The sequence below is a fragment of the Actinacidiphila sp. bgisy167 genome (assembly GCF_057707665.1).
This window is the reverse complement of sequence record NZ_JBYIQP010000008.1, coordinates 113,349-132,120: the sequence shown is the minus strand read 5'-3', so window position 1 is coordinate 132,120 and position 18,772 is coordinate 113,349. Positions and strand designations below refer to the sequence as shown.

Annotated in this window: 16 protein-coding genes and 1 riboswitch; of the genes, 4 read left to right on the top strand and 12 right to left on the bottom strand. The window is 72.6% G+C overall.

Annotation, left to right across the window (positions count from 1 at the left end):
- Positions 1-189: 189 nt before the first annotated feature.
- Positions 190-1,320 (bottom strand): glycosyltransferase family 4 protein, encoded by a 1,131-nt coding sequence (locus tag AC3ET4_RS05440; RefSeq protein ID WP_431946459.1) that lies wholly within the window; start codon positions 1,318-1,320, stop codon positions 190-192.
- 133 nt (positions 1,321-1,453) lie between these two features.
- Between AC3ET4_RS05440 and AC3ET4_RS05435 the strand changes: the two genes are divergently transcribed.
- Both AC3ET4_RS05435 and AC3ET4_RS05430 read left to right on the top strand, forming a co-directional pair.
- Positions 1,454-2,704, top strand: a complete 1,251-nt coding sequence (locus tag AC3ET4_RS05435; protein ID WP_431946457.1) for a glycosyltransferase 87 family protein — start codon at positions 1,454-1,456, stop codon at positions 2,702-2,704.
- 646 nt (positions 2,705-3,350) lie between these two features.
- On the top strand, positions 3,351-3,875 hold the full coding sequence (locus tag AC3ET4_RS05430; protein ID WP_431946455.1) for a PadR family transcriptional regulator: 525 nt from the start codon (positions 3,351-3,353) through the stop codon (positions 3,873-3,875).
- 205 nt (positions 3,876-4,080) lie between these two features.
- Here the strand turns inward: AC3ET4_RS05430 and AC3ET4_RS05425 are convergent, their stop codons facing one another.
- From AC3ET4_RS05425 to AC3ET4_RS05400, 6 genes are all read right to left on the bottom strand, one after another.
- Entirely contained in the window at positions 4,081-5,172 is a 1,092-nt protein-coding gene (locus tag AC3ET4_RS05425; RefSeq protein WP_431946453.1) for a M48 family metalloprotease, read from the bottom strand.
- Positions 5,169-6,344 carry a hypothetical protein gene (locus tag AC3ET4_RS05420; protein WP_431946451.1) on the bottom strand — a complete coding sequence of 392 codons (1,176 nt, stop codon included), beginning with the start codon at positions 6,342-6,344 and terminating at the stop codon, positions 5,169-5,171. The genes AC3ET4_RS05425 and AC3ET4_RS05420 overlap by 4 nt, the downstream gene beginning before the upstream one ends.
- Before the next feature lie 31 nt (positions 6,345-6,375).
- Positions 6,376-7,431: a C40 family peptidase gene (locus AC3ET4_RS05415; RefSeq protein WP_431946449.1), complete on the bottom strand. Its 1,056-nt coding sequence runs from the start codon at positions 7,429-7,431 to the stop codon at positions 6,376-6,378.
- A gap of 153 nt (positions 7,432-7,584) precedes the next feature.
- Positions 7,585-8,610 (bottom strand): C40 family peptidase, encoded by a 1,026-nt coding sequence (locus AC3ET4_RS05410; RefSeq protein ID WP_431946447.1) that lies wholly within the window; start codon positions 8,608-8,610, stop codon positions 7,585-7,587.
- A gap of 315 nt (positions 8,611-8,925) precedes the next feature.
- Positions 8,926-10,284, bottom strand: a complete 1,359-nt coding sequence (locus AC3ET4_RS05405) for an NYN domain-containing protein (RefSeq protein WP_431946445.1) — start codon at positions 10,282-10,284, stop codon at positions 8,926-8,928.
- Positions 10,285-10,418: 134 nt separating this feature from the next.
- On the bottom strand, positions 10,419-10,670 hold the full coding sequence (locus tag AC3ET4_RS05400; RefSeq protein WP_431946444.1) for a hypothetical protein: 252 nt from the start codon (positions 10,668-10,670) through the stop codon (positions 10,419-10,421).
- Between the two features lie 115 nt (positions 10,671-10,785).
- On the opposite strand from AC3ET4_RS05400, the gene AC3ET4_RS05395 reads away from it, so the two are divergent.
- Together AC3ET4_RS05395 and AC3ET4_RS05390 are read left to right on the top strand one after the other, a co-directional pair.
- Positions 10,786-11,565 (top strand): rhomboid family intramembrane serine protease, encoded by a 780-nt coding sequence (locus AC3ET4_RS05395; RefSeq protein WP_431946442.1) that lies wholly within the window; start codon positions 10,786-10,788, stop codon positions 11,563-11,565.
- Positions 11,562-11,843 carry an Lrp/AsnC family transcriptional regulator gene (locus tag AC3ET4_RS05390; RefSeq protein ID WP_018557042.1) on the top strand — a complete coding sequence of 94 codons (282 nt, stop codon included), beginning with the start codon at positions 11,562-11,564 and terminating at the stop codon, positions 11,841-11,843. Before AC3ET4_RS05395 ends, AC3ET4_RS05390 begins: the two co-directional genes overlap by 4 nt.
- Positions 11,844-11,880: 37 nt before the next feature.
- Here AC3ET4_RS05390 and AC3ET4_RS05385 read toward each other — a convergent pair whose 3' ends face one another.
- From AC3ET4_RS05385 to qcrC, 5 genes are all read right to left on the bottom strand, one after another.
- Positions 11,881-13,248 carry an aminotransferase class V-fold PLP-dependent enzyme gene (locus tag AC3ET4_RS05385; RefSeq protein ID WP_431946439.1) on the bottom strand — a complete coding sequence of 456 codons (1,368 nt, stop codon included), beginning with the start codon at positions 13,246-13,248 and terminating at the stop codon, positions 11,881-11,883.
- 155 nt (positions 13,249-13,403) lie between these two features.
- Positions 13,404-13,520: riboswitch (SAM riboswitch) on the bottom strand.
- A 511-nt stretch (positions 13,521-14,031) separates the two neighbouring features.
- Positions 14,032-15,096 carry an anthranilate phosphoribosyltransferase gene (gene trpD, locus AC3ET4_RS05380; RefSeq protein WP_431946437.1) on the bottom strand — a complete coding sequence of 355 codons (1,065 nt, stop codon included), beginning with the start codon at positions 15,094-15,096 and terminating at the stop codon, positions 14,032-14,034.
- A gap of 127 nt (positions 15,097-15,223) precedes the next feature.
- Positions 15,224-16,861, bottom strand: a complete 1,638-nt coding sequence (qcrB, locus tag AC3ET4_RS05375) for a cytochrome bc1 complex cytochrome b subunit (protein WP_431946435.1) — start codon at positions 16,859-16,861, stop codon at positions 15,224-15,226.
- Positions 16,858-17,898 carry a cytochrome bc1 complex Rieske iron-sulfur subunit gene (gene qcrA / locus AC3ET4_RS05370; protein WP_431946433.1) on the bottom strand — a complete coding sequence of 347 codons (1,041 nt, stop codon included), beginning with the start codon at positions 17,896-17,898 and terminating at the stop codon, positions 16,858-16,860. The genes qcrB and qcrA overlap by 4 nt, the downstream gene beginning before the upstream one ends.
- Positions 17,899-17,906: 8 nt before the next feature.
- Positions 17,907-18,716, bottom strand: a complete 810-nt coding sequence (gene qcrC / locus AC3ET4_RS05365) for a cytochrome bc1 complex diheme cytochrome c subunit (protein ID WP_431946431.1) — start codon at positions 18,714-18,716, stop codon at positions 17,907-17,909.
- Positions 18,717-18,772: the final 56 nt, after the last annotated feature.

Genomic DNA, 18,772 nt, shown 5'->3' with positions numbered 1-18,772 from the left:
GGGCCTTTAAGCCCGGGAGGATGTCAAGAGAGCTGAGTCCCGGCGAGGGCACACACCCTCCTCGGTCGCCGTACGCCTCGGTGACGGGGGTGGCCGCCGTACGCCTCGTGCGGAGGGCGGCCACCGGCGTTTCGCGGGGCCGCCGGGAGGGCCGGGTGCGCGATCACCGCCCCCAGGACGGGGCGCCCCTCACAGAAGCGTCTTCAGCCGCTCGGCGAGCAGGTCCCAGCGCCAGGCCTCCTCCACCCACGTGCGCCCACGTTCGCCCATCCGGCGCCGCAGCTCCGCGTCGCCCAGCAGCGCCAGGATCCGCTCGGCGGCCTCCGCGGGCTCCCCACCGCGCACCACCCAGCCGGTCTCGCCGTCCAGCACCGCGTCCGGCGCGCCTCCGGAGTCGCCCGCCACGACCGGCAGTCCGGTGGCCGACGCCTCCAGGTAGACGATGCCGAGCCCCTCGACGTCCAGCCCGCCGCGGCGCGTGCGGCACGGCATGGCGAAGACGTCGCCGGCGCCGAAGTGCGCGGGCAGTTCCTCCCAGGGCACGGCCCCGGTGAACCGCACCGACTCCGCCACCCCCGTCCGCTCGGCGAGCCGCCGCAGGTCGTCCTCGTACGGGCCGCCGCCCACGACCAGCAGGACGGCGTCCGGCCGACCGGCCAGGATCCTCGGCATCGCCTCGATCAGGGTGTCCTGTCCCTTGCGCGGCACCAGGCGGGACACGCAGACGACGACCGGCCGGTCGGTGAGCCCCAGCCGGGCGCGCACCGCCGCGCCGCCGGACGCCGGGTGGAAGACCTTCTCGTCCACGCCCGGCGGCAGCTGCACCATGCGCGCGGCGGCCTGGGGCGTCAGCGCCCGGGCGATCCGGGACCGGGTGTACTCGCCCAGATAGGTGATCGTGTCGGTGCCCTCGCCGATCCGCCGCAGCAGCGCGCGGCTCGCGGGCAGCTGCGCCCATCCCGCCTCGTGCCCGTGGGTCGTCGCCACCAGCCGGCGCGCCCCGGCACGCCGCAGCGCGGGCGCCATCAGCCCCAGCGGGGCGGCCGCCCCGAACCACACCGATGTGCAGCCGTGTTCGCGCAGCAGCGCGGCGGCCCGCCGGGTCACCCTCGGGGTGGGCAACAGCATCGTCGTACGATCACGTACGACCGGGAAGGGCTGCTCGGCGTCGAACGCGGCGACTTCGGAGCCGTCCCGCCAGGTCGACGCGTACACCACCACCCGGCCGGGGTCGAGCCGCAGCGCCATGCTGTGCACGAACGCCTGGATGCCACCGGGGCGTGGCGGGAAGTCGTTGGTGACGATCAGGGTCTTGTCCATACGCCGCCGAGGGTATCCGGTGCGGTCCGCGGCAACCGGCCGCGGCCCCCGCGCGTCTCAGCTCCACACGCCCGTCCCCAGGTGAGACCGGCATCATGCATCATCACAGCAGTACCGATTCGACGAGGTGGACATGGCAGGCGACAGCGGCAAGCGGCTCCCGGTCGGGCCGGTCCTCGCCTGGGTGGCCACCCGGGTCGTCCTGCTGCTCTACGTCTTCAAGGTGCTCACCTTGTCGCCGTTGGACGTGACCACCGACGTGTCGGTGATCTACCACGGCTGGTACGAGGTCCTGCGGAGCGGGACCTTCCCCCACCAGGACGTCACCTGGCAGTACCCGCCCGCCGCGGCCCTCGCGGTGCTGGCGCCCGGGATGCTGCCGTTCCTCGACTACGCGACCGCCTTCTTCTGGCTGGCCTGCGCCGCCGACCTGGTCGCCTTCGCGCTGCTGCTGCGCGGTTCGCGCGGAAAGGGGCGGCGGGTCGCCGGCGCCTACGTGTGGGTGCTGGGCGTGCCGCTGCTGGGGCCCACCGCGTACGCGCGCTACGACGTCATGGTCACCGCCGTCGCCGTGGCCGCGCTGCTGGCGACGGTGCGCCGGCCCAGGGTCGCGGGCGCGCTGATCGCCTTCGGCGCGATGCTCAAGGTCTGGCCGGTGCTGCTGCTCGCCGGGGTCCGCGTCCGCCGGGTCTGGACGGCGGCCGCGGCCGGGGCGGGGCTCCTCGCCCTGGGCTTCTGGCTGTGGATGCCGGGGGCTTTCGCCTTCCTGCGCTTCCAGGGCGAGCGGGGCACCGAGGTGGAGTCCCTGGGCGCCCTCGTCTTCCACATCGCCCGGCACCACGGCTGGCAGGGGCAGGTGCTGCTCAACTACGGCTCCATGGAGTTCCTCGGGCCGTATGTGGGCCTGGTGAGCAACATCGCGCTCGGGCTGACCGTCGCCGCCTTCGCCTGGCTGCTGCTGTGGCGGCTGCGGGCGAGGACGTACGGCCCGCAGACGTCCTTCGACGCGGCGTTCACCGCGGTGCTGCTCTTCACCACGACCAGCCGGGTGATCAGCCCGCAGTACATGATCTGGCTGATCGGTCTCGCGGCCGTCTGCCTCACGCTGCGGGCCAGCGTGATGGCGCTGCCCTCGGCGCTGATCCTCGCGGCGACCGTGCTCACCGTGTACGAGTTCCCGATGCGCTTCGGCGACGTCGTCGGCAGCACCGATCTCGGCATCACGCTGCTGCTGCTCCGCAACGGCCTGCTGGTCGCCGCCTCGCTCGTCGCGTGCCGCCGGTTGTGGGTCGCCACCGCCCGGCTGCCGGAGCGGACGCGCACGGCACCCGCGGCGCCTCTGCCGGAGCCCGGTAAGGACGCGGAGGAGCTGCTGGCCCGCTAGGGACCGGGGCGCGGGGCGGCTGGGCTGAGGGATGCGGATGCGGAGGGGACCCGGATGTGCCACCGTGCGTCGCCGGGCCGGCGGACCCCCGTTCGGCCCCCGGAGCGTCGTGCCGGCAGCGGCCCGGCCGTCCCGCCGTCTCGCGCCTTTCGGGCGCAATACCGCGATCAGAAGCCCTACGGTGCACCACTCGACGACGAGCGGAAGCGGGCCGCGATCTGGCGCGTGCCAACGCGATGGACGCAGCCCGATCTCGGCGCTGTTCCGCGGCCTGGACCTGCTCGAACCATTCCGCAGGACGAGTGTCGCGTAGCACTGCCCCGTACAGCGTCGCGGGAGTGGTCGCTGACAGCCGGCGAACGTCCGCCAGGATCAAGCCCCCACCGCTACCTGCCAAGCACTCTCAGCACGACCTCTGAACCCGGGCCACGAGCCCACCCGCACACCGCCGTCGACAACAGGCCCACCCTCCCCGTCCGCAGCCCGCATCCGTGCGCCCGAAGGGCGCGAGACGGCGGGGGCGGTACCGGAGACCTCGGGCGCCTCGCCTCGAGTGCCCTACCTCGATTCGATATACACCGTTCAGGGGTAGCATCATGGGCCCCAGCCGACATGTCGGAACACACGGCCGGAAAGGTGTCGAACGGTGCTGGAGCTCGCGATCCTGGGCTTCCTCTACGAGGAATCCCTGCACGGCTACGAGCTCAAGGAGCGCATCACCGCACTCAACGGCCACGTCCGCCCGGTGAGCGACGGCGCGCTCTACCCGGCCATCAGCCGCCTCGCCGCTGCCGGACTGGTCAGCCAGCACACCGAACCGGGGACCGGCGCCGCGCCGCGCCGCGTGCTCTCGCTCACCGACGCCGGGCGCACGCGACTGCTCGCCCGCCTCCGCGACCCCAAGCCGATCGAGATCACCGACGCCACGCGCTTCTTCGTCCTCCTGGCCTTCCTGAGGCACCTGCCCGACACCGCGGCGCAGGCCGCGGTGCTGCGGCGCCGCCTGGAGTTCCTGCGGACCGCCGCAGCCGGCTTCTTCGACCGCGGCCGGCACCCGCGCGCCGAGGACACGGCCGACCCCTTCCGGCAGGGCATGCTGCGCATCGCCCGCGCCAGGGGAAGCGCGGAACGCGACTGGCTCACGGAGACCCTCGCGGAGCTCAGCCACTGAGGCCGCCCAGGAGACGGCCCCACGCCCGGCGAGACGTACGCGGAGCCGTACCCGACGCCGAGGGCTTTCCCGGACAACGCGCGCCCCTGGACACCGGTTTGGCGGCCCGCGGCGCGGGCGGCCAAACCGGCGGGACACGCCCGCAGGACGGGTGTACGGCACGACGCCGGCTGCGGCGCCGCGCGGACCGGAACCGGCCGCGCCGTCACCCCTTCGCGGCGGCGAACGCACGGGCCGCCGCGATGCGCTGGACGGCGGTGGGATGCGTGCCGAGCATCCTGTGCAGGAGGCGCGGCGGGTCGGGGTCGGAGACATTCGTGACGGTGAGCCGGCGCTGCATGGCGATGAACCGGTCGGCGTCCCCGGTCAACTCCAGGGCGTGCCGGTCCGCCCTCCGTTCCGCGCGCCGGCTCACGGCGCAGCCGGCCGGCCCGGCGCACGCCGACAGCAGCGCGGCCAGCGCGGCGAGCAGGAACAGGCCGCGCGGGTCGCCGGTGCCGTAGGGGGAGGCGGCCATGGCCGCGGACAGCAGGCCGACCCCCGCTCCCGCGCCCAGGGCGCCGAGCAGGGTTCCACGCAGCACGTCGCGGTGCTTGACGTGCCCCAGCTCATGGGCGACGACGAGTTCGACCTCCTCCGGCGGGGCCGTGCCGAGCAGTGTGTCGTAGACGACGATCCGCCGGGTGCGCCCGAAGCCGGAGACGTACGCGTTGAGCGCGGTCGTCCGCCGGCTCGCGTCGGCGACCAGCACCTCCCGTACGGGGATCCGGTCCCGTTCGGCCAGCGCCAGCAGGGCCGCGCGCAGGGGCCCGTCCTCCATCGGCCGGAATCGGTTGAAGAGCGGTTCCAGCAGGACCGGGGCGAGCCAGGACAGCACGACGGCCGCGCACACCGCGCCCAGCACCGCCCAGGCCCAGCCGAGCGCGTAGTAGCCGTACAGCGCGGCCAGCGTGAGCGGGACGGAGACGAGCAGCCCCCGCAGCACGTCGACGGCCCAACCGCCCCAGCCCTGCGTGACGAGTCCGTAGCGGCGCCGGATGACGCGGACCCGGGCGGAGAAGGGCAGGGTGACGGCCTGCTGGAGCAGCGCCAGCAGCAGACCGCCGGCCGCCACGCGCAGCGCCCACACGTCGCCGAACAGCCCGGTGAGGGCGGCGCCCGCGGGGGTCAGCCCGAGTGCCAGCAGCAGCGTGAGCCCGGCGAGACGGCTGCCGAGCAGGAAGGGCAGTTGGGCGCGGCGCAGGGCCCTGCCGCGCGCCGACTCCTCCGGCGTGAAGTCCCCGTCCGTGCCGCTCATCCCAACTCCTCCTGGACGCAGGCCCGCCAGCGTGCGGTGAGGGCGTCCTCGCCGATACCGAGCGTGCGCCGCGGATCCGCACCGGAACGGTACAGCTCGACCAGCCGGTCGGCGCCCCATGTGTCGGCGATGAACCGGCAGGCCAGCCAGGCGCCCTCGTATGCCTGGGCCTGCGCGGGCGCGCCGGGTGCGAAGTCGGCGTCGGCGGGAAGGCGCCGGGGCGGGCCCGCGGCCGTGACGTCACGGCGCAACTCGGGCGCCAGGGCCGTGGCCGGCCGGCCGGAGTCCCGGTACGCGACCCAGTCGGCGAAGCCCTCGGAGAGCCACATCGGGGTGCGGGAGGTCGTCGCGGCACGCGTGGCGACGTGGGTGGTCTCGTGGGTGAGCACGACCTGCCGGCCGAAGGGCGACAGCCCGGCGAAGGCCTCGGGGTTGACGATGACGCGCCCGGCGGGCGCGGTGCCGTTGCCGCCCGCCTCTCCGGTGGTGACGGCCGCGACGTCCGCGTAGGTCCGCGCGGGCACTTTGAGCAGCTGCCCCATCTGCCGCAGGGAGGAGGGGACTTCGAGCACCACCCGCCCGGTCCAGCCCTTCTCGCCCCAGGCCCGCCGCACCTGCGGGACGGCCCGGTCCGCGTCGGTGGCGTACCCGGCCAGTTCCGCGCGGTCGCCGGTGCCGAGGACGATGCTGCGGCTGCCGCGGACGACGTTCAGGGCGCCCTGCTCCCACAGCTGGCCGCCCGGGTCGCCGTCGCCGGCCACGCGCCAGTGGCCGCCGCCGTCGGGGCGCAGCAGCAGGGACTCGTCGGCGGTGGCCGGGGCGCTGTCGTAGCCCCCCAGGCGGTACCGCAAGCGAACGTGGGCGGTCACCGGGTCGGCGCCCCGCGTGGAGAGCAGCCGGTACGAGAAGGAGGCCAGCGGGAGCTCGCCCAGGTTGCGGAAGACCTGGCGCTCGGCGGCCCGCCGGGCCGGCGTCACATCGGCCAGGTACGCCTTCTCGTCATGGCGCAGAACCGCGTCGGCCCGCCGCTCCAGCAGGCCCCGGACGACCCGGTCACCAGGGGGCTCGTGCTCCGCCGCTCCTCCGCCCGCGGGCCCGCAGCCCGCGAGAAGCACCGCCGCGCCGCACAGCGCGGCGGCCACGGCGCGGGTCGTCGAGCGGAAAGGGGCCACGCCGCCGATCGTACGGGGCCGGCCGCGGCGGTCATGTGGGCCGGGTCACCGCCGAGATCGGAAGCATGGCCACGGGGTCGTAGCGCACCCGGGCACCGGGGTAGGGGGCGTGGATGACCCGGCCGCCGCCGACGTACATGGCGACGTGGCTGGCGTCGCCGCGGTAGAGGACGAGGTCACCGGGGCGGGCCTGGCTGAGCGGCACGTGCCGTCCGGCGTTCAGCTGGGCCTGGGAGGTGCGGGGCAGGCCCACACCGGCCTGGCGGTACGCCCAGACCATCAGCCCGGAGCAGTCGAAGGAGCCGGGACCGGTGGCACCCCACACGTAGGGGGCGCCGACGGCGGAGCGCGCGGCGGCGACGGCCGTCGCGGCGCGTACGGACAGCGGACCGAGGTCGGGGATGTCGATGGTGCGACCGGAGCGGGAGGCGCGGTCCTGCAGGCGGCTCGCGAGCCGGGCCCGTTCCTCGGGGGGCAGCGAGTTGACCAGGCGCGCGGCCGCCATCAGCTTGCGTTGCACGGCCTTCTTGCGGGCGGTGAGGCCGGCGCGGGCTCGCTCGAGCTCGCCGAGGCGATCGGCGGCCCGGGAGCGTTCCTGGTCCAGGAAGCGCTGGGCGGTGCGGAGTTCGCCGAGGCGCGCGTTGCCGCGGCTGCTGATCCGGTCGAGGGTGGCGGCCCGGTCGAGATAGCTCGCGGGATCGGGCGAGAGCAGCAGGGCGAGGGTGGGGTCGACTCCCCCGCCGCGGTACTGGGCCCCCGCCAGCGTGCCGAGGTCGTCGCGGATCCGGTTGACCCGCTCCTGCCCGCGCGCGGCCCGGTCCTGGAGCGCCTCGACCTCGCGCCGCAGCCGCAGGGTGTTCTCGCGGGCGGCGTTGAACTGCTCGGTGGCCCGCTCGGCCTGGGTGTAGAGGTGGTCGATGCGGGCCGCGACGTCGACGGAGGGGTCCGCCGGGTCGGCGGCGGCCGTCTGCGCGGTGGTGGCCGCGCCCGCCATCGCGGCGGCGGCGGTGGCCGCCGCCGTCAGGGCTGTGGCCCTTGAGGTGCGCGGGGCCCTGCCGGGCTGCGGGATGCGTCGATGGGATGGCACGTCGGCTGACAGTAGTCAGCCGGACGCGGACAGTTCAAAGACCTGGTGCCTCCGTGCGGTCGGACGGCGCCCCGCTTGCGCAGGTCATCGCCGGACCGTCACCGTACGCGATCACCCGATAGGTTCAACGGGCGCCGCCGCCCCCGCCGGTTCTCAGATGCGGACGCCGAACTGGAACGGCATGTTGTTGATGGACTCGAAACGCACGACCGTGCCGGTGCGCGGCGCGTGCAGCACCTGGCCGTTGCCCGCGTAGAGGCCCACGTGGTGCAGGTCGCCGTAGAAGATGACGAGGTCGCCCGGCTTGAGCTGGCTCATCGACAGGCGCGTGCCGGCGTAGGCCTGGGACTGGGAGGTGCGCGGTATGGACGCTCCCGCCTGCGCGTAGGCCCAGGAGGTGAGGCCGGAGCAGTCGTAGGAGCTCGGGCCGGTGGCGCCGTAGACGTAGGGCGCGCCCAGCTTGGTCCTGGCGGCGGCGAGAGCCGCGGCGGCCAGCCCCGAGGCCGGCGCGTCGTTGCCCAGGTCCACCCGCTGGCTGGCGCGGTTGGCGCGGTTCTCAGCTGCGGCCAGGGCCGCGCGCTGGGCTGCGGTCAGCGTGTTGAGCAGCTGCCGCGCCTTGGCGAGCTTCGCCTGGACTTCCTTCTTCTTCTTGCCCAGTTCGGCGCGGGTCTCGTCGAGCTCGGCGAGCTTGCCCGCCGCCTCCGCCTTCTGCTGGTTGAGGGTGCGCTTCTTCTCCGCGATCTGCTTGAGCGCCTCGGTCTGCTTGGTGCTCAGCTGGTCGAGAGCGGACGCCTGCTCGAGGAAGCTCTCCGGGTCGGAGGAGAGGAAGAGCTGCAGCGACGGGTCGATGCCGCCGCTGCGGTACTGGGCGCTGGCCAGGGTGCCGAGGTCGTCCTGGAGGTCGTTGAGCTCGGACTGCTCGCGGGCCACCTCGTCCTGCAGGTTCTCGACCTGCTTCTGGAGCTTCTCCTGCTTCTCCTTGGCGCCGTTGAACTTCTCGGTCGCCTGCTCGGCCTGCTCGTAGAGGGCGTCGACCTGGGCCTTGACGCTCTTCACGGACGGCTTGGCGGGAGCGGCCTGGGCGGCCTGCGAGGACAGGGCGACGGCTGCTGCGGCGGTCGCGGTGAGCACGGTGACACGTGTGCGACTGGCCTGCTTGGAACGACGGTGGGACGCCACTCGGGCGAGCTCCTTCTTCCTCCAGCCGCCTGCCGCTTGCATCGGGAACAGAGTTCCCCGGCTCCGAGCGCCGGCGACCCCCGTCTACGCGCGGCACATCAGATCGGCGGGACCTCCGCCGCCATCCGGGATGGATGACCGACTGGGCAGAGGTTCGAGCCATGACCCTAGTGACCATCTTGTGATCGGATCAAATCCCTGAAGGAAAAAAGTCGCTCGGCTGCGTTTTCTTTACGCACATCGCACATGCAGTGATGAGAAGTTGACGCTGAGTCCACGGGCGGCGCCCCACACACTCCACGGATGTGCTCCAGGTCACACCCGGGCAAGTCGCTTCAGCAGCAGCCTGGACGCGACCGGGCGGGCGCCGGCCCGGGCCACACCATCAGCAACTTCGCGATCGGAGGAAACCACCACAATCGGACGACCGGGAGGTTCCGCCCGAACCAGACGGCGGATCAACTCGTCCGCCGTCTCACCGGACTTGCTGAACAGCACCCGCACCCCGCGCGGCGGCGCCAGCAGCACCGGGGCGTCCAGATCCGCCCCGTCGAAGACGCAGGTGACCTCGGAGCCGCTCTGCGCCGCCAGCACCGCCAGGCCGCCCAGCAGCCGCAGCCGCTGCTTCTCCAACGGCAGCGCCGGATAACCCGTCTTGGTCACGTTGTAGCCGTCGACCACCAGATGGGACTGGGGCAACGCGAGCAACTGGTCCAGCAGCGCCGGGTCGTCCTCGGACAGGGCGCGCCGCGCGATGTCCTTCGGACTGATCGCCCCCGGCTTCACCGCGTCCACGCTGTCCGCGGGGCGGGCGCCCAGGGTGTCGCGCGGCGGCAGCGCCAGTTCCCGGCGCAGCCCTGAGGCGGCGTCGAGCACGGTGTCCAGCAGCAGCCGCAAACGCATCTCCTCCGCGCTGCGGCCCTCCCGCGCCGCCCGCCGGGAGGACTCCACGGCCTGCTCGGCCTCGGCCAGCCGGGCCCTCAGCCGGCGCGCCTCGCCGTCCGCCGTCGCCTTCTCCGCGGCAGCGGCCGCGCGCGTCTCGTCCAGTTCGGCCTCGACTTTGCGCAGCGCGGCCTCGGCCCGCTTGACGTCGCTCGCCGCGCTGCGCAGCTTGCGCTGCAGCGACTCGGCCTCCTTGCGGGCCGCCTCCAGCTCGGTACGCAGCCGCAGCGCCTCGGTACGGCCCTGGGCCCTGGCCTCGTCCAGCTCCGCCTTCAGTTGGCGCAGCTCGCGCTGCGCCTCCTCGCCCGCCCGTTCGGCGCTGACCCGCTGGGCCTCCTCGCCCGCCGCGGCCACCAGCTTGGCCCAGCCCGCGGGACGCAGCAGGTACGCGGCGGCCGCCACGTCCAGCGGGTCGACCGCCGGGGGCGGGGCGCCGGCGTCCAGCACCTCGCACAGCTGCGGCTCGGACTCGCGCAGCCGGGCGCCCACCCGCTGCCGGAAGGCCGGATCGCCCTCCAGCGCCGTGGCCAGCGCGGTCGCGGCGAACTTGGCGCGGCGGCTCGGCGTGAACCGGGCGTACGGGCGCAGCACCGCGGGCAGCTCGGCCGGGGTCAGCCCGCCGAACGCCTCCGCCGCGAGGGCGACCACGCGGTGCCGTACGCCCTCGGGCAGCGGACGGTCCAGCGACTCGCCGTGGGCGGACGCCTCCGGCGCAGCCAAGGACTCGGGCACGGCACTTTCGTCGCCGCGGCCCGGGCTACCGCCGGTCCCGTCCACCCGTCACTCCCGTCCAGTCCGTGGGCGCCTCCCCGGCCTCCTTCAACCTCTCCGGCCGCGCCGCCTTCCTCCATTGTCCCCGGCGGCGCTCAGGCCTGCGTCGCCGCCGCCGCGTCGGGGCGGTCGACCAGCTCGACCTGGTCCACGGCGTTGCACCAGCGGCAGCGCACCGATTCCACGGTCTCGCTGACCACCTCGCGCTCCTCGACCGTGGGCTCGCCCGCCAGGTCCAGGTGGATGTACTCGACGACCTTGCTGGAACGGGTGACGTCGAACCGGGTCAGGTTGCCGCACAGGGTGCAACGCCAGCGGGTCGTGGCGGTCGGCAGGGGCACCGGCATCGGTCGTCTCCTCGGGTCGCGCAGATGCGTTCCGGTCACCCTACGGCCTAGGTGGTCCCGCGCGCTGCGGCGAGGCTCCCCGCGACCGTTACACCCGTTCCGTCATGATCGGTCCATGCTCATCCCGGTGTACGACAAGAACCCAGGCCCTCGCACACCCGTGGTGACGTACGCACTGATGGCGCTGTGCGGGGTGGTCTTCCTCATCAGCCCGTTCTCCGGACTCAACCTCGTGTACGGCACGGGCCACGACCTCCTGTGCGCCCAGGCCGAGTACCTCGCCCGCTGGGGAGTCATCCCCACCGAGCTCTGGCACGGCCGGATCCCCCTGGCCGAGGTGCCGATGCCGACCGGCTGCCCTTCGCTGCGGTCCTTCGCCGCCCCGCCGTTCGGGTCGGTGCTCACCGCGCTGTTCGTGCACGGCGGTTGGGTCCACCTGCTCGGCAACATGCTCTTCCTCTGGGTCTTCGGCGACAACGTCGAGAACCGCATGGGCCGCGTCCGCTTCCTGCTCTTCTACCTCGCCGCCGGCTACCTGGCGACGTACGGCTACGCGCTCGGGCACGCCTCCTCCACCCAGACCCTGGTCGGCGCGTCCGGGGCGATCTCCGGGGTGCTCGGCGCCTACCTCTGCCTCTACCCCAAGGCCCGGGTGACCAGCGTCTTCCCCTTCCTCTTCTTCCTGCCGCTGCGCTTCCCCGCCTGGATGGTGCTGATCTTCTGGTTCGTCCTGCAGTGGCTCGCCGGCGCGATCCAGCAGACGGGTCCTGGGGTGGCCTACCTCGCCCACATCACCGGCTTCGTCTTCGGCTTCCTGTGCGCGTGGGTCTGCTACCGCGCAACGCCTAAGCTTGAGCCCGCAGCCAGGGCGACCCGAGGAGACCTCCAGCCGTGATCACCGCGATCGTGCTCATCAAGACCAGCGTCGACCGTATCCCCGAGATCGCGGAGTCCATCGCCGCGCTCGACAGCGTCAGCGAGGTCTACTCCGTCACCGGGACGTACGACCTGGTCGCCATGGTGCGGGTGGCCCGGCACGACGAACTCGCGGACGTCATCCCGGGCCGGATCAGCAAGATCCCCGGCGTCGAGGCCACGGACACGCACGTGGCCTTCCGCACCTACTCCCAGCACGACCTCGAGACCGCCTTCGCCATCGGCCTGGACGCGTAGCCGGCGCGGCGCCGCAGGCGGAGCCCGGCCGGGCGGCTCAGCCCCGGTCCCGTTCGGGCACGCAGCGGCCGCCCTCGGTGCGGTAACGCCACTTGGCGCCCTCCGCCACGAGCTCCCGCACCGCGTCGACGAAGCGTTCCACATGCTCGTCGGGGGTGCCCACGCCGAAGGAGACGCGGATGGCGTTGAGCGCGGGGTCGCCGGGAGCGGCCTCGGGTGCCCCGCACTCGCCCGGCTCGCCGCCGCCCGCTCCGAGCAGCGTGCGCACCAGGGGATGCGCGCAGAAGAGGCCGTCGCGGACGCCGATCCCGTACTCCGCGGAGAGCGCCGCCGCGAAGTTGGAGCTGTTCCAGCCCTCGACGACGAAGGAGACGACGCCGACCCGCGGGGCGTCGTCGCCGAAGAGCGAGAGCACCTTCACCTCGGGCACCTGGGCCAGTCCGGCGCGCACCCGGGCGAGCAGGGCCTGCTCCCGCTCGACCAGCCGGTCGAAGCCGGCCTCCGTCAGGGCCCGGCACGCCGAGGCGATCGCGTAGGCGCCGATCACGTTGGGCGAGCCGGCCTCGTGCCGGGCCACGGTGGTGTGCCAGTCGACGTCCACCCCGCCGTCCGTGCGCCGGGCCACCCGGCGCGAGGCGCCGCCGCCGGCCAGGTAGGGCTCGGCCTCGGTCAGCCAGTCGGCGCGGCCGGCGAGCACTCCGGAGCCGAACGGCGCGTAGAGCTTGTGCCCGGAGAACGCCACCCAGTCCACGTCGAGGTCGGCGATGTCCACCGGGTGGTGCGGGGCGAGTTGCGCCGCGTCCAGCACGATGCGGGCGCCATGGGCGTGGGCCGCCGCCGCCAGTTCCCGGACCGGCCAAATCTCGCCGGTCACGTTGGACGCCCCGGTCACACACACCAGGGCGGGCCCGTCCGCCACCCCGGCGGCCAGGGCCCGCCGCAGCGTCGCCACGGCCTCCCCGGGGGTACGGGGAGCGCCCAGGTAGGTGACCTCGGCGTTCCGCCACGGCAGCAGGGACGCGTGGTGCTCGGTCTCGAAGACGAAGACGTTCGTGCCCGCCGGCACGGCGGCGGCCAGCAGATTCAGTGAGTCGGTGGTCGAACGGGTGAAGACCACCTGGTCGCCGGGACGGCAGCCGAGGAACTCCGCGACCGTCGCCCGGCTCTGCTCGAACAGGTCCGTCGACAGCTGCGAGAGGTGCCCGGCCCCGCGGTGCACGCTGCCGTAGTAGGGCGCGTAGGCCGCCACGTCGTCCCAGACCCGCTGCAGCGCGGGGGCGCTCGCCGCGTAGTCGAGGGCGGCGTAGGGCACTTCACCCCCGGTCACGAGCGGCACGAGGACCTCGCGCCCCAGGACGGGCAGCGGGGCGTGGACGGACGAGGGCAGGGCAGCGCTGAGGGACATGGCGAAGTCTCCTGTGAACAGGGTGAAGTGAGTCGACGTCAGTGGTGACGGAACAGCCCTCGGCACAGCGGGCGGCGCACGCCCGGGGAGGGAGGGGAGGCGGCTGGGGGCCCTGCAGGCCCTAGCGCATTCGCATGCTCATGGAGGAACTCCTCTGACCGCGCTTGCCGCAGACCTCGCTGCCTGCGGCCTGGTCATCACCCGGGGCACCCCGCCACGGAAGGAGGGTTGCCGGACAGCGGGCCGGGGCCGTTTCGCTGTCACTCGTGACCTGCGCAGCATGATGCCACACGGGCAGGACGCCGCAACCCTCGGTCCGCATCCCGGACGTGCTCCGCACGCGCATGCGCTGTGCGGACGGCCCGCACGGGCCCCGGGGACGCCCCGGCGCCCGCAGGGCGCATCCGGCCGGGAGACAGCCCCGTACGGTGTGCGCGGCGGCAGAACGGCGGCGTGCGGTGACCCGGCCCCGCCCCCGCCCGGCGCATCCCGGGACCGCTTTCTACGCCGTCACGCGCCTGGCCCGTGACCTCCTCGCTCACCTCGACGAGGCCGCCGGGCCCAGGTCGGCGACTCGGCGATCAGGCCTGCGTGGTGCTGGAGCTCACCAGCGTGATCATCCGGACTGACGACAGAGCGGACATGCTCCAGCGTGGCAGCGCAGCTCAAGCAGCCTGCGACGCATTCGTCACCGATGCCGGCGCCGTTCTGCACGGATCAGCACCCCCGGACGTGTCCGGATGAACGGGGAGAGGCGGGTCGAGTGCTCGCCGCGGCCGCCCCCTACGCGTGCGTCGCCGCAGCCCAGCGCTCGAGCGTGCGGGCGGCCGCGCCCGAGTCGATCGACTCGGCCGCCCGGACGACACCGGCCGCGATCCGCTCGGTCAGCGGACCGTCCGCACTCTCCAGCGCCACCAGCGCGGCGGCCGAGTTGAGCAGCACGGCGTCGCGGACCGGGCCGGTCTCACCTGCCAGCAGCCGCCGGGCGACGTCGGCGTTGTAGGCGGCGTCCGCGCCCCGCAGCGCCTCGATCGGCACCAGTTCCATGCCGACGTCGCGCGGGTCGAAGGACTCCTGCTCGACCTTCCCGTCTCGCACCACCCACACCTGGGACGTGGCCGTGACGGTGAGCTCGTCCAAACCGTCGTCGCCCCGGAAGACCAGTGCGGAGGAGCCGCGGCGGGCCAGCACGCCCGCGATCAGGCCGGCCATCCTGGTGTCGAAGCACCCCACGGCGGAGGCGCCCACGCGCGCCGGGTTGGTCAGCGGGCCCAGGATGTTGAACGAGGTGGGGACGCCCAGGTCGCGGCGGGCCGGGGCGGCGAACCGCATCGCGGGGTGGAACTTCGCGGCGAAGCAGAAGGTGATCCCGGTGTCCTCGGCGACCTCCGCCACCCGGTCGGTGGGCAGGCCGAGGTTGATGCCGAGCTTCTCCAGGACGTCGGAGGCGCCACTGGCGCTGCTGGCCGCCCGGTTGCCGTGCTTGACGACCTTGGCACCCGTGCCGGCGACGACGATGGCGGACATCGTGGAGATGTTCACCGTCCTGGCACGGTCGCCGCCCGTGCCGACGATGTCCACGGCCGGGCCGGGGATGTGCAGCGGCTGGGCGTGCGCGTACATCGACTCGACGAGGCCGGTGACCTCCTCGACGGTCTCCCCCTTGGCCCGCAGGGCCACCATGAAGCCGGCTACCTGCGCGTCCGAGGCCTCGCCGCTCATGATCCGGTCCATCGCCCACGCCGCCTCCGCGGCCGTCAGGTCGCGGCCGTTCAGCAGCGCGTTCAGGACGTCGGGCCAGGAGCCGCCCGCCACTGATGCGCCTCCGGCGGGGTTCACAACGCTCATGGTCCACTCCATGGGGTCTGACGTACGGCGGGACACCTTCGGCTCCAGCCTATCGGCGCGGGGGGAACGGGAAAGGGCCCCGTCCATCGGATGGACGGGACCCTGCCCGGTGGCACAGCTTCAGTGATCAGTGGTGACCGTGGCCGCTCGTGATCTCCTCGTACTCCTCGACCGTGGCCTTGGGGATCTGCGTCCCCTCGCCGTAGTAGCCGCGGGACAGCTTCGCGCGGAGCTTCGCCGTGGGACCGACCTTCTTCTCCACGCCGTTCTCGTCCACCTCGGGACCGATGTCGAGCGGCTTGGGCTGCTCGTGCTGGGTGAGCTTGAACAGCGCGCCCTGCTCCAGCGGCTCGTGGATCTCGATGAACTCACCGTGCGGGAGCCGCTTGATGATGCCGGTCTCGCGACCGTGCAGCACCTTGTCGCGGTCGCGCCGCTGCAGACCCAGGCAGATCCGCTTGGTGATGAAGAAGACCAGCACCGGCAGCACGAAGAACGAGATCCGGACCACCCAGGTGATCGCGTTGATCGACAGGTGGAAGCGGGTCGCGAACAGGTCGTTGCCGCCACCGACGAGCAGGATCAGGTAGAGGCTGATCCAGGCGGCGCCGATGCCCGTGCGGACGGGACGGTTGCGCGGGCGGTCGAGCAGGTGGTGCTCGCGCTTGTCACCGGTGACCCAGGACTCCAGGAACGGGTAGACGCCCATGAAGCCCAGGACCAGCGGGAAGACCATCAGCGGGATGAACACGCCCAGCACGAGCGTGTGGCCCAGGAAGTCGATCTCCCAGCCCGGCATGATGCGGATCAGGCCCTCGGAGAAGCCCATGTACCAGTCGGGCTGGGCGTCGGTGGACACCTGGTCCGGCCGGTACGGGCCGTACGCCCAGACCGGGTTCACGGACACCAGCGCGGAGATGGCCGCGATGACGCCGAAGACGATGAAGAAGAAGCCGCCCGCCTTGGCCGTGTAGACCGGGAACAGCGGCATGCCGACGACGTTCTTCTCCGACTTGCCGGGGCCGGGGAACTGGGTGTGCTTGTGGTAGAAGACCAGGATCAGGTGGGCCACCAGCAGGCCCGCCATGATGCCCGGGATCAGCAGCACGTGGATCGTGTAGAACCGCGGCACGATGTCGGTGCCGGGGAACTCACCGCCGAACAGGAAGAACGACAGGTACGTGCCCACGATGGGCACGGAGAGCACGGCGCCCTCCATGAAGCGGATACCCGTGCCCGACAGCAGGTCGTCCGGCAGCGAGTAGCCCATGAAGCCGTCGAACATGCCGAGGAACAGCAGCAGGAAGCCGAAGACCCAGTTGATCTCGCGCGGCTTGCGGAACGCACCGGTGAAGAAGATGCGCATCATGTGCACGAGCATCGCGGCCACGAAGACGATGGCCGCCCAGTGGTGGATCTGCCGGACGAGCAGACCGCCGCGCACGTCGAAGCTGATGTGCAGGGTCGACGCGTACGCCTCGGACATCGTGATGCCCTGCAGCGGCGCATAGGAGCCGTCGTAGACGACCTCGTTCATCGCCGGGTGGAAGAACAGCGTCAGGTAGACACCGGTCAGGATGACGATGATGAAGCTGTAGAGGGAGATCTCGCCCAGCATGAAGGACCAGTGGTCCGGGAAGATCTTCCGCAGGTTGGCCTTGGCGAGGCTGTAGATGCCCAGCCGGCCGTCGGCCCAGTCGGCGACGCGTTCGCCGGCGGGCGCCTTGCCGCGCGGCTTCGCGCTCGCGCTCGTGTTGGTGCTCATCCACGCTCCCAAAAGGCAGGGCCCACGGGCTCTTCGAAGTCGCCCAGCGCCTCGAGGTAACCCTCGCCGTTCACGCTGATCTGCAGCTGCGGCAGCGCGTGACCGGCGGGGCCGAAGATCACCCGGGCACCGTCGGACAGGTCGAACGTCGACTGGTGGCACGGGCAGAGCACGTGGTGCGTCTGCTGCTCGTAGAGGCTGATCGGGCAGCCGACGTGGGTGCAGATCTTGGAGAACGCCAGGATGCCCTGGTGCGCCCACTCGCGGGACTTCTTGTCCTTGATGTCGTCCGGCTCGATGCGGACGATCATCAGGGCCGCCTTGGCGAGCTGCTCCTGGTAGTCGTGCTGCTCCTCCTCCAGGCCCTCGGGCACGGCGAAGGTCAGCGAGCCGACGGCCACGTCCTCGGGACGCAGCGGCTTGTTGGTGTTCTGGTTGATCAGCAGCCGGCCCTTGGACCACAGCGTGTGGCGCAGCTTGTCCTCCGGCAGCGGGCCGAGGTCGCGCAGCAGGAACACCCCGGAGAGCGGCACGAGGGTCAGCGCGCCGAGCATGGTGTTGCGGATCAGCTTGCGGCGCCCGAACTGGCTCTCGCCGGCGCCGGTGGCGAAGTCGGCCATGACCTTGGCCTTGACCTCGGGGCTCGCCTCGATCGGGTGACGGTCGTCGGCGACCTCGACGTCGGACATCAGCGTGCGGGCCCAGTGGACCGCGCCGGCGCCGATGGCGAACAGCGAGACGCCGAGGGTCATGCCCAACGCGAAGTTCAGCGCGCTGATGTGACCCAGCGGCCAGATGTAGACGATCTTGTCGATCGGGATGACGACGAAGCTCGCGATGAAGGCCAGCGTGGCGAGCATCGACACCGTGAACAGGAGCGCGACCGTGCGCTCCGAAGACTTCGCGGCCTTCTCGTCGATGTCCTGGCGACGCGGCTGGTGGGCCGGCAGGCCCGGGTCCGCGAACGGGTTGTCCGCGGTCGCGACCTGGCCGCCGCCCTCGTGTGCCGGCCTGGCCGGCAGGTTCTCTTCTGACATGTCCTGACTCATGACTTCTTCGCCTTGGTGGTGTGGGCCGCGAGCCAAATGGCACAGGCGATCAGGGCCCCGAGGCCGAAGATCCAACCGAAGAGACCCTCGGTGACCGGGCCGAGGCTGCCCAGCGACATACCGCCGGGGCTCGGCGATCCCTCGCCGTTGACGGCGTTGAGGTACGCGATGATCTCCCGCTTGTTCTCCTCCGGCATCGTGGTGTCGGGGAAGGACGGCATGTTCTGCGGGCCGGTGAGCATGGCCTCGAACAGGTGCTTGTTGCTCACGCCGTCGAGGGTGGGCGCGTACTTGCCGTTCGTCAGCGCGCCGCCCTTGCCCTGGTAGTTGTGGCACTGGGCGCAGTTGGTGCGGAACAGCTCCCCGCCGCGCGCGGCGTCGGCGCCGGACGGGTCGAACTGCTCCTCGTCGGGCGCGACCGGGCCGGGGCCCAGCGAGGCGATGTACGCCGCGAGCTGGTCGATCTGCTTCTGGGTGTAGATGACCTTCTTGCGCGGCACCTGGGCGCCGGGCTGCTGGGCCGGCATGCGGCCGGTGCCGACCTGGAAGTCCACGGCCGCGGAGCCGACGCCGACGAGGCTCGGGCCGTCACTGCTGCCCTGCCCCGACGTACCGTGGCAGCTGGAGCAGCCCACGGCGTACAGCTTCTTGCCCTCTTCGATGGCGAGGGACTGGGAGCTGTCGTCGGCCTGCGCCTTGGGCGCCGGCGCGAGCGCGGCGTACAGCCCCCCGATGGCCGTGAGCGCGACAAGTAGGACGACAAGCGCCGCCAGCGGGTGGCGCCGTCGTGCGGAGAGCTTTTTCACGGATTACCCCGGTGTCAGGATCTCTTGCGTCGATGGTTCTGGATGTCGTGGCCGTG

Excerpts from the sequence above, each read along its gene's own strand:
- AC3ET4_RS05395 (WP_431946442.1), top strand. The coding sequence starts at position 10,786 with ATGCTCATCCCGGTGTACGACAAGAACCCAGGCCCTCGCACACCCGTG.
- AC3ET4_RS05440 (WP_431946459.1), bottom strand. The coding sequence starts at position 1,320 with ATGGACAAGACCCTGATCGTCACCAACGACTTCCCGCCACGCCCCGGT.
- AC3ET4_RS05385 (WP_431946439.1), bottom strand. The coding sequence starts at position 13,248 with ATGTCCCTCAGCGCTGCCCTGCCCTCGTCCGTCCACGCCCCGCTGCCC.
- qcrB (WP_431946435.1), bottom strand. The coding sequence starts at position 16,861 with ATGAGCACCAACACGAGCGCGAGCGCGAAGCCGCGCGGCAAGGCGCCC.
- trpD (WP_431946437.1), bottom strand. The coding sequence starts at position 15,096 with ATGAGCGTTGTGAACCCCGCCGGAGGCGCATCAGTGGCGGGCGGCTCC.
- qcrA (WP_431946433.1), bottom strand. The coding sequence starts at position 17,898 with ATGTCAGAAGAGAACCTGCCGGCCAGGCCGGCACACGAGGGCGGCGGC.
- AC3ET4_RS05425 (WP_431946453.1), bottom strand. The coding sequence starts at position 5,172 with ATGAGCGGCACGGACGGGGACTTCACGCCGGAGGAGTCGGCGCGCGGC.
- AC3ET4_RS05400 (WP_431946444.1), bottom strand. The coding sequence starts at position 10,670 with ATGCCGGTGCCCCTGCCGACCGCCACGACCCGCTGGCGTTGCACCCTG.
- AC3ET4_RS05435 (WP_431946457.1), top strand. The coding sequence starts at position 1,454 with ATGGCAGGCGACAGCGGCAAGCGGCTCCCGGTCGGGCCGGTCCTCGCC.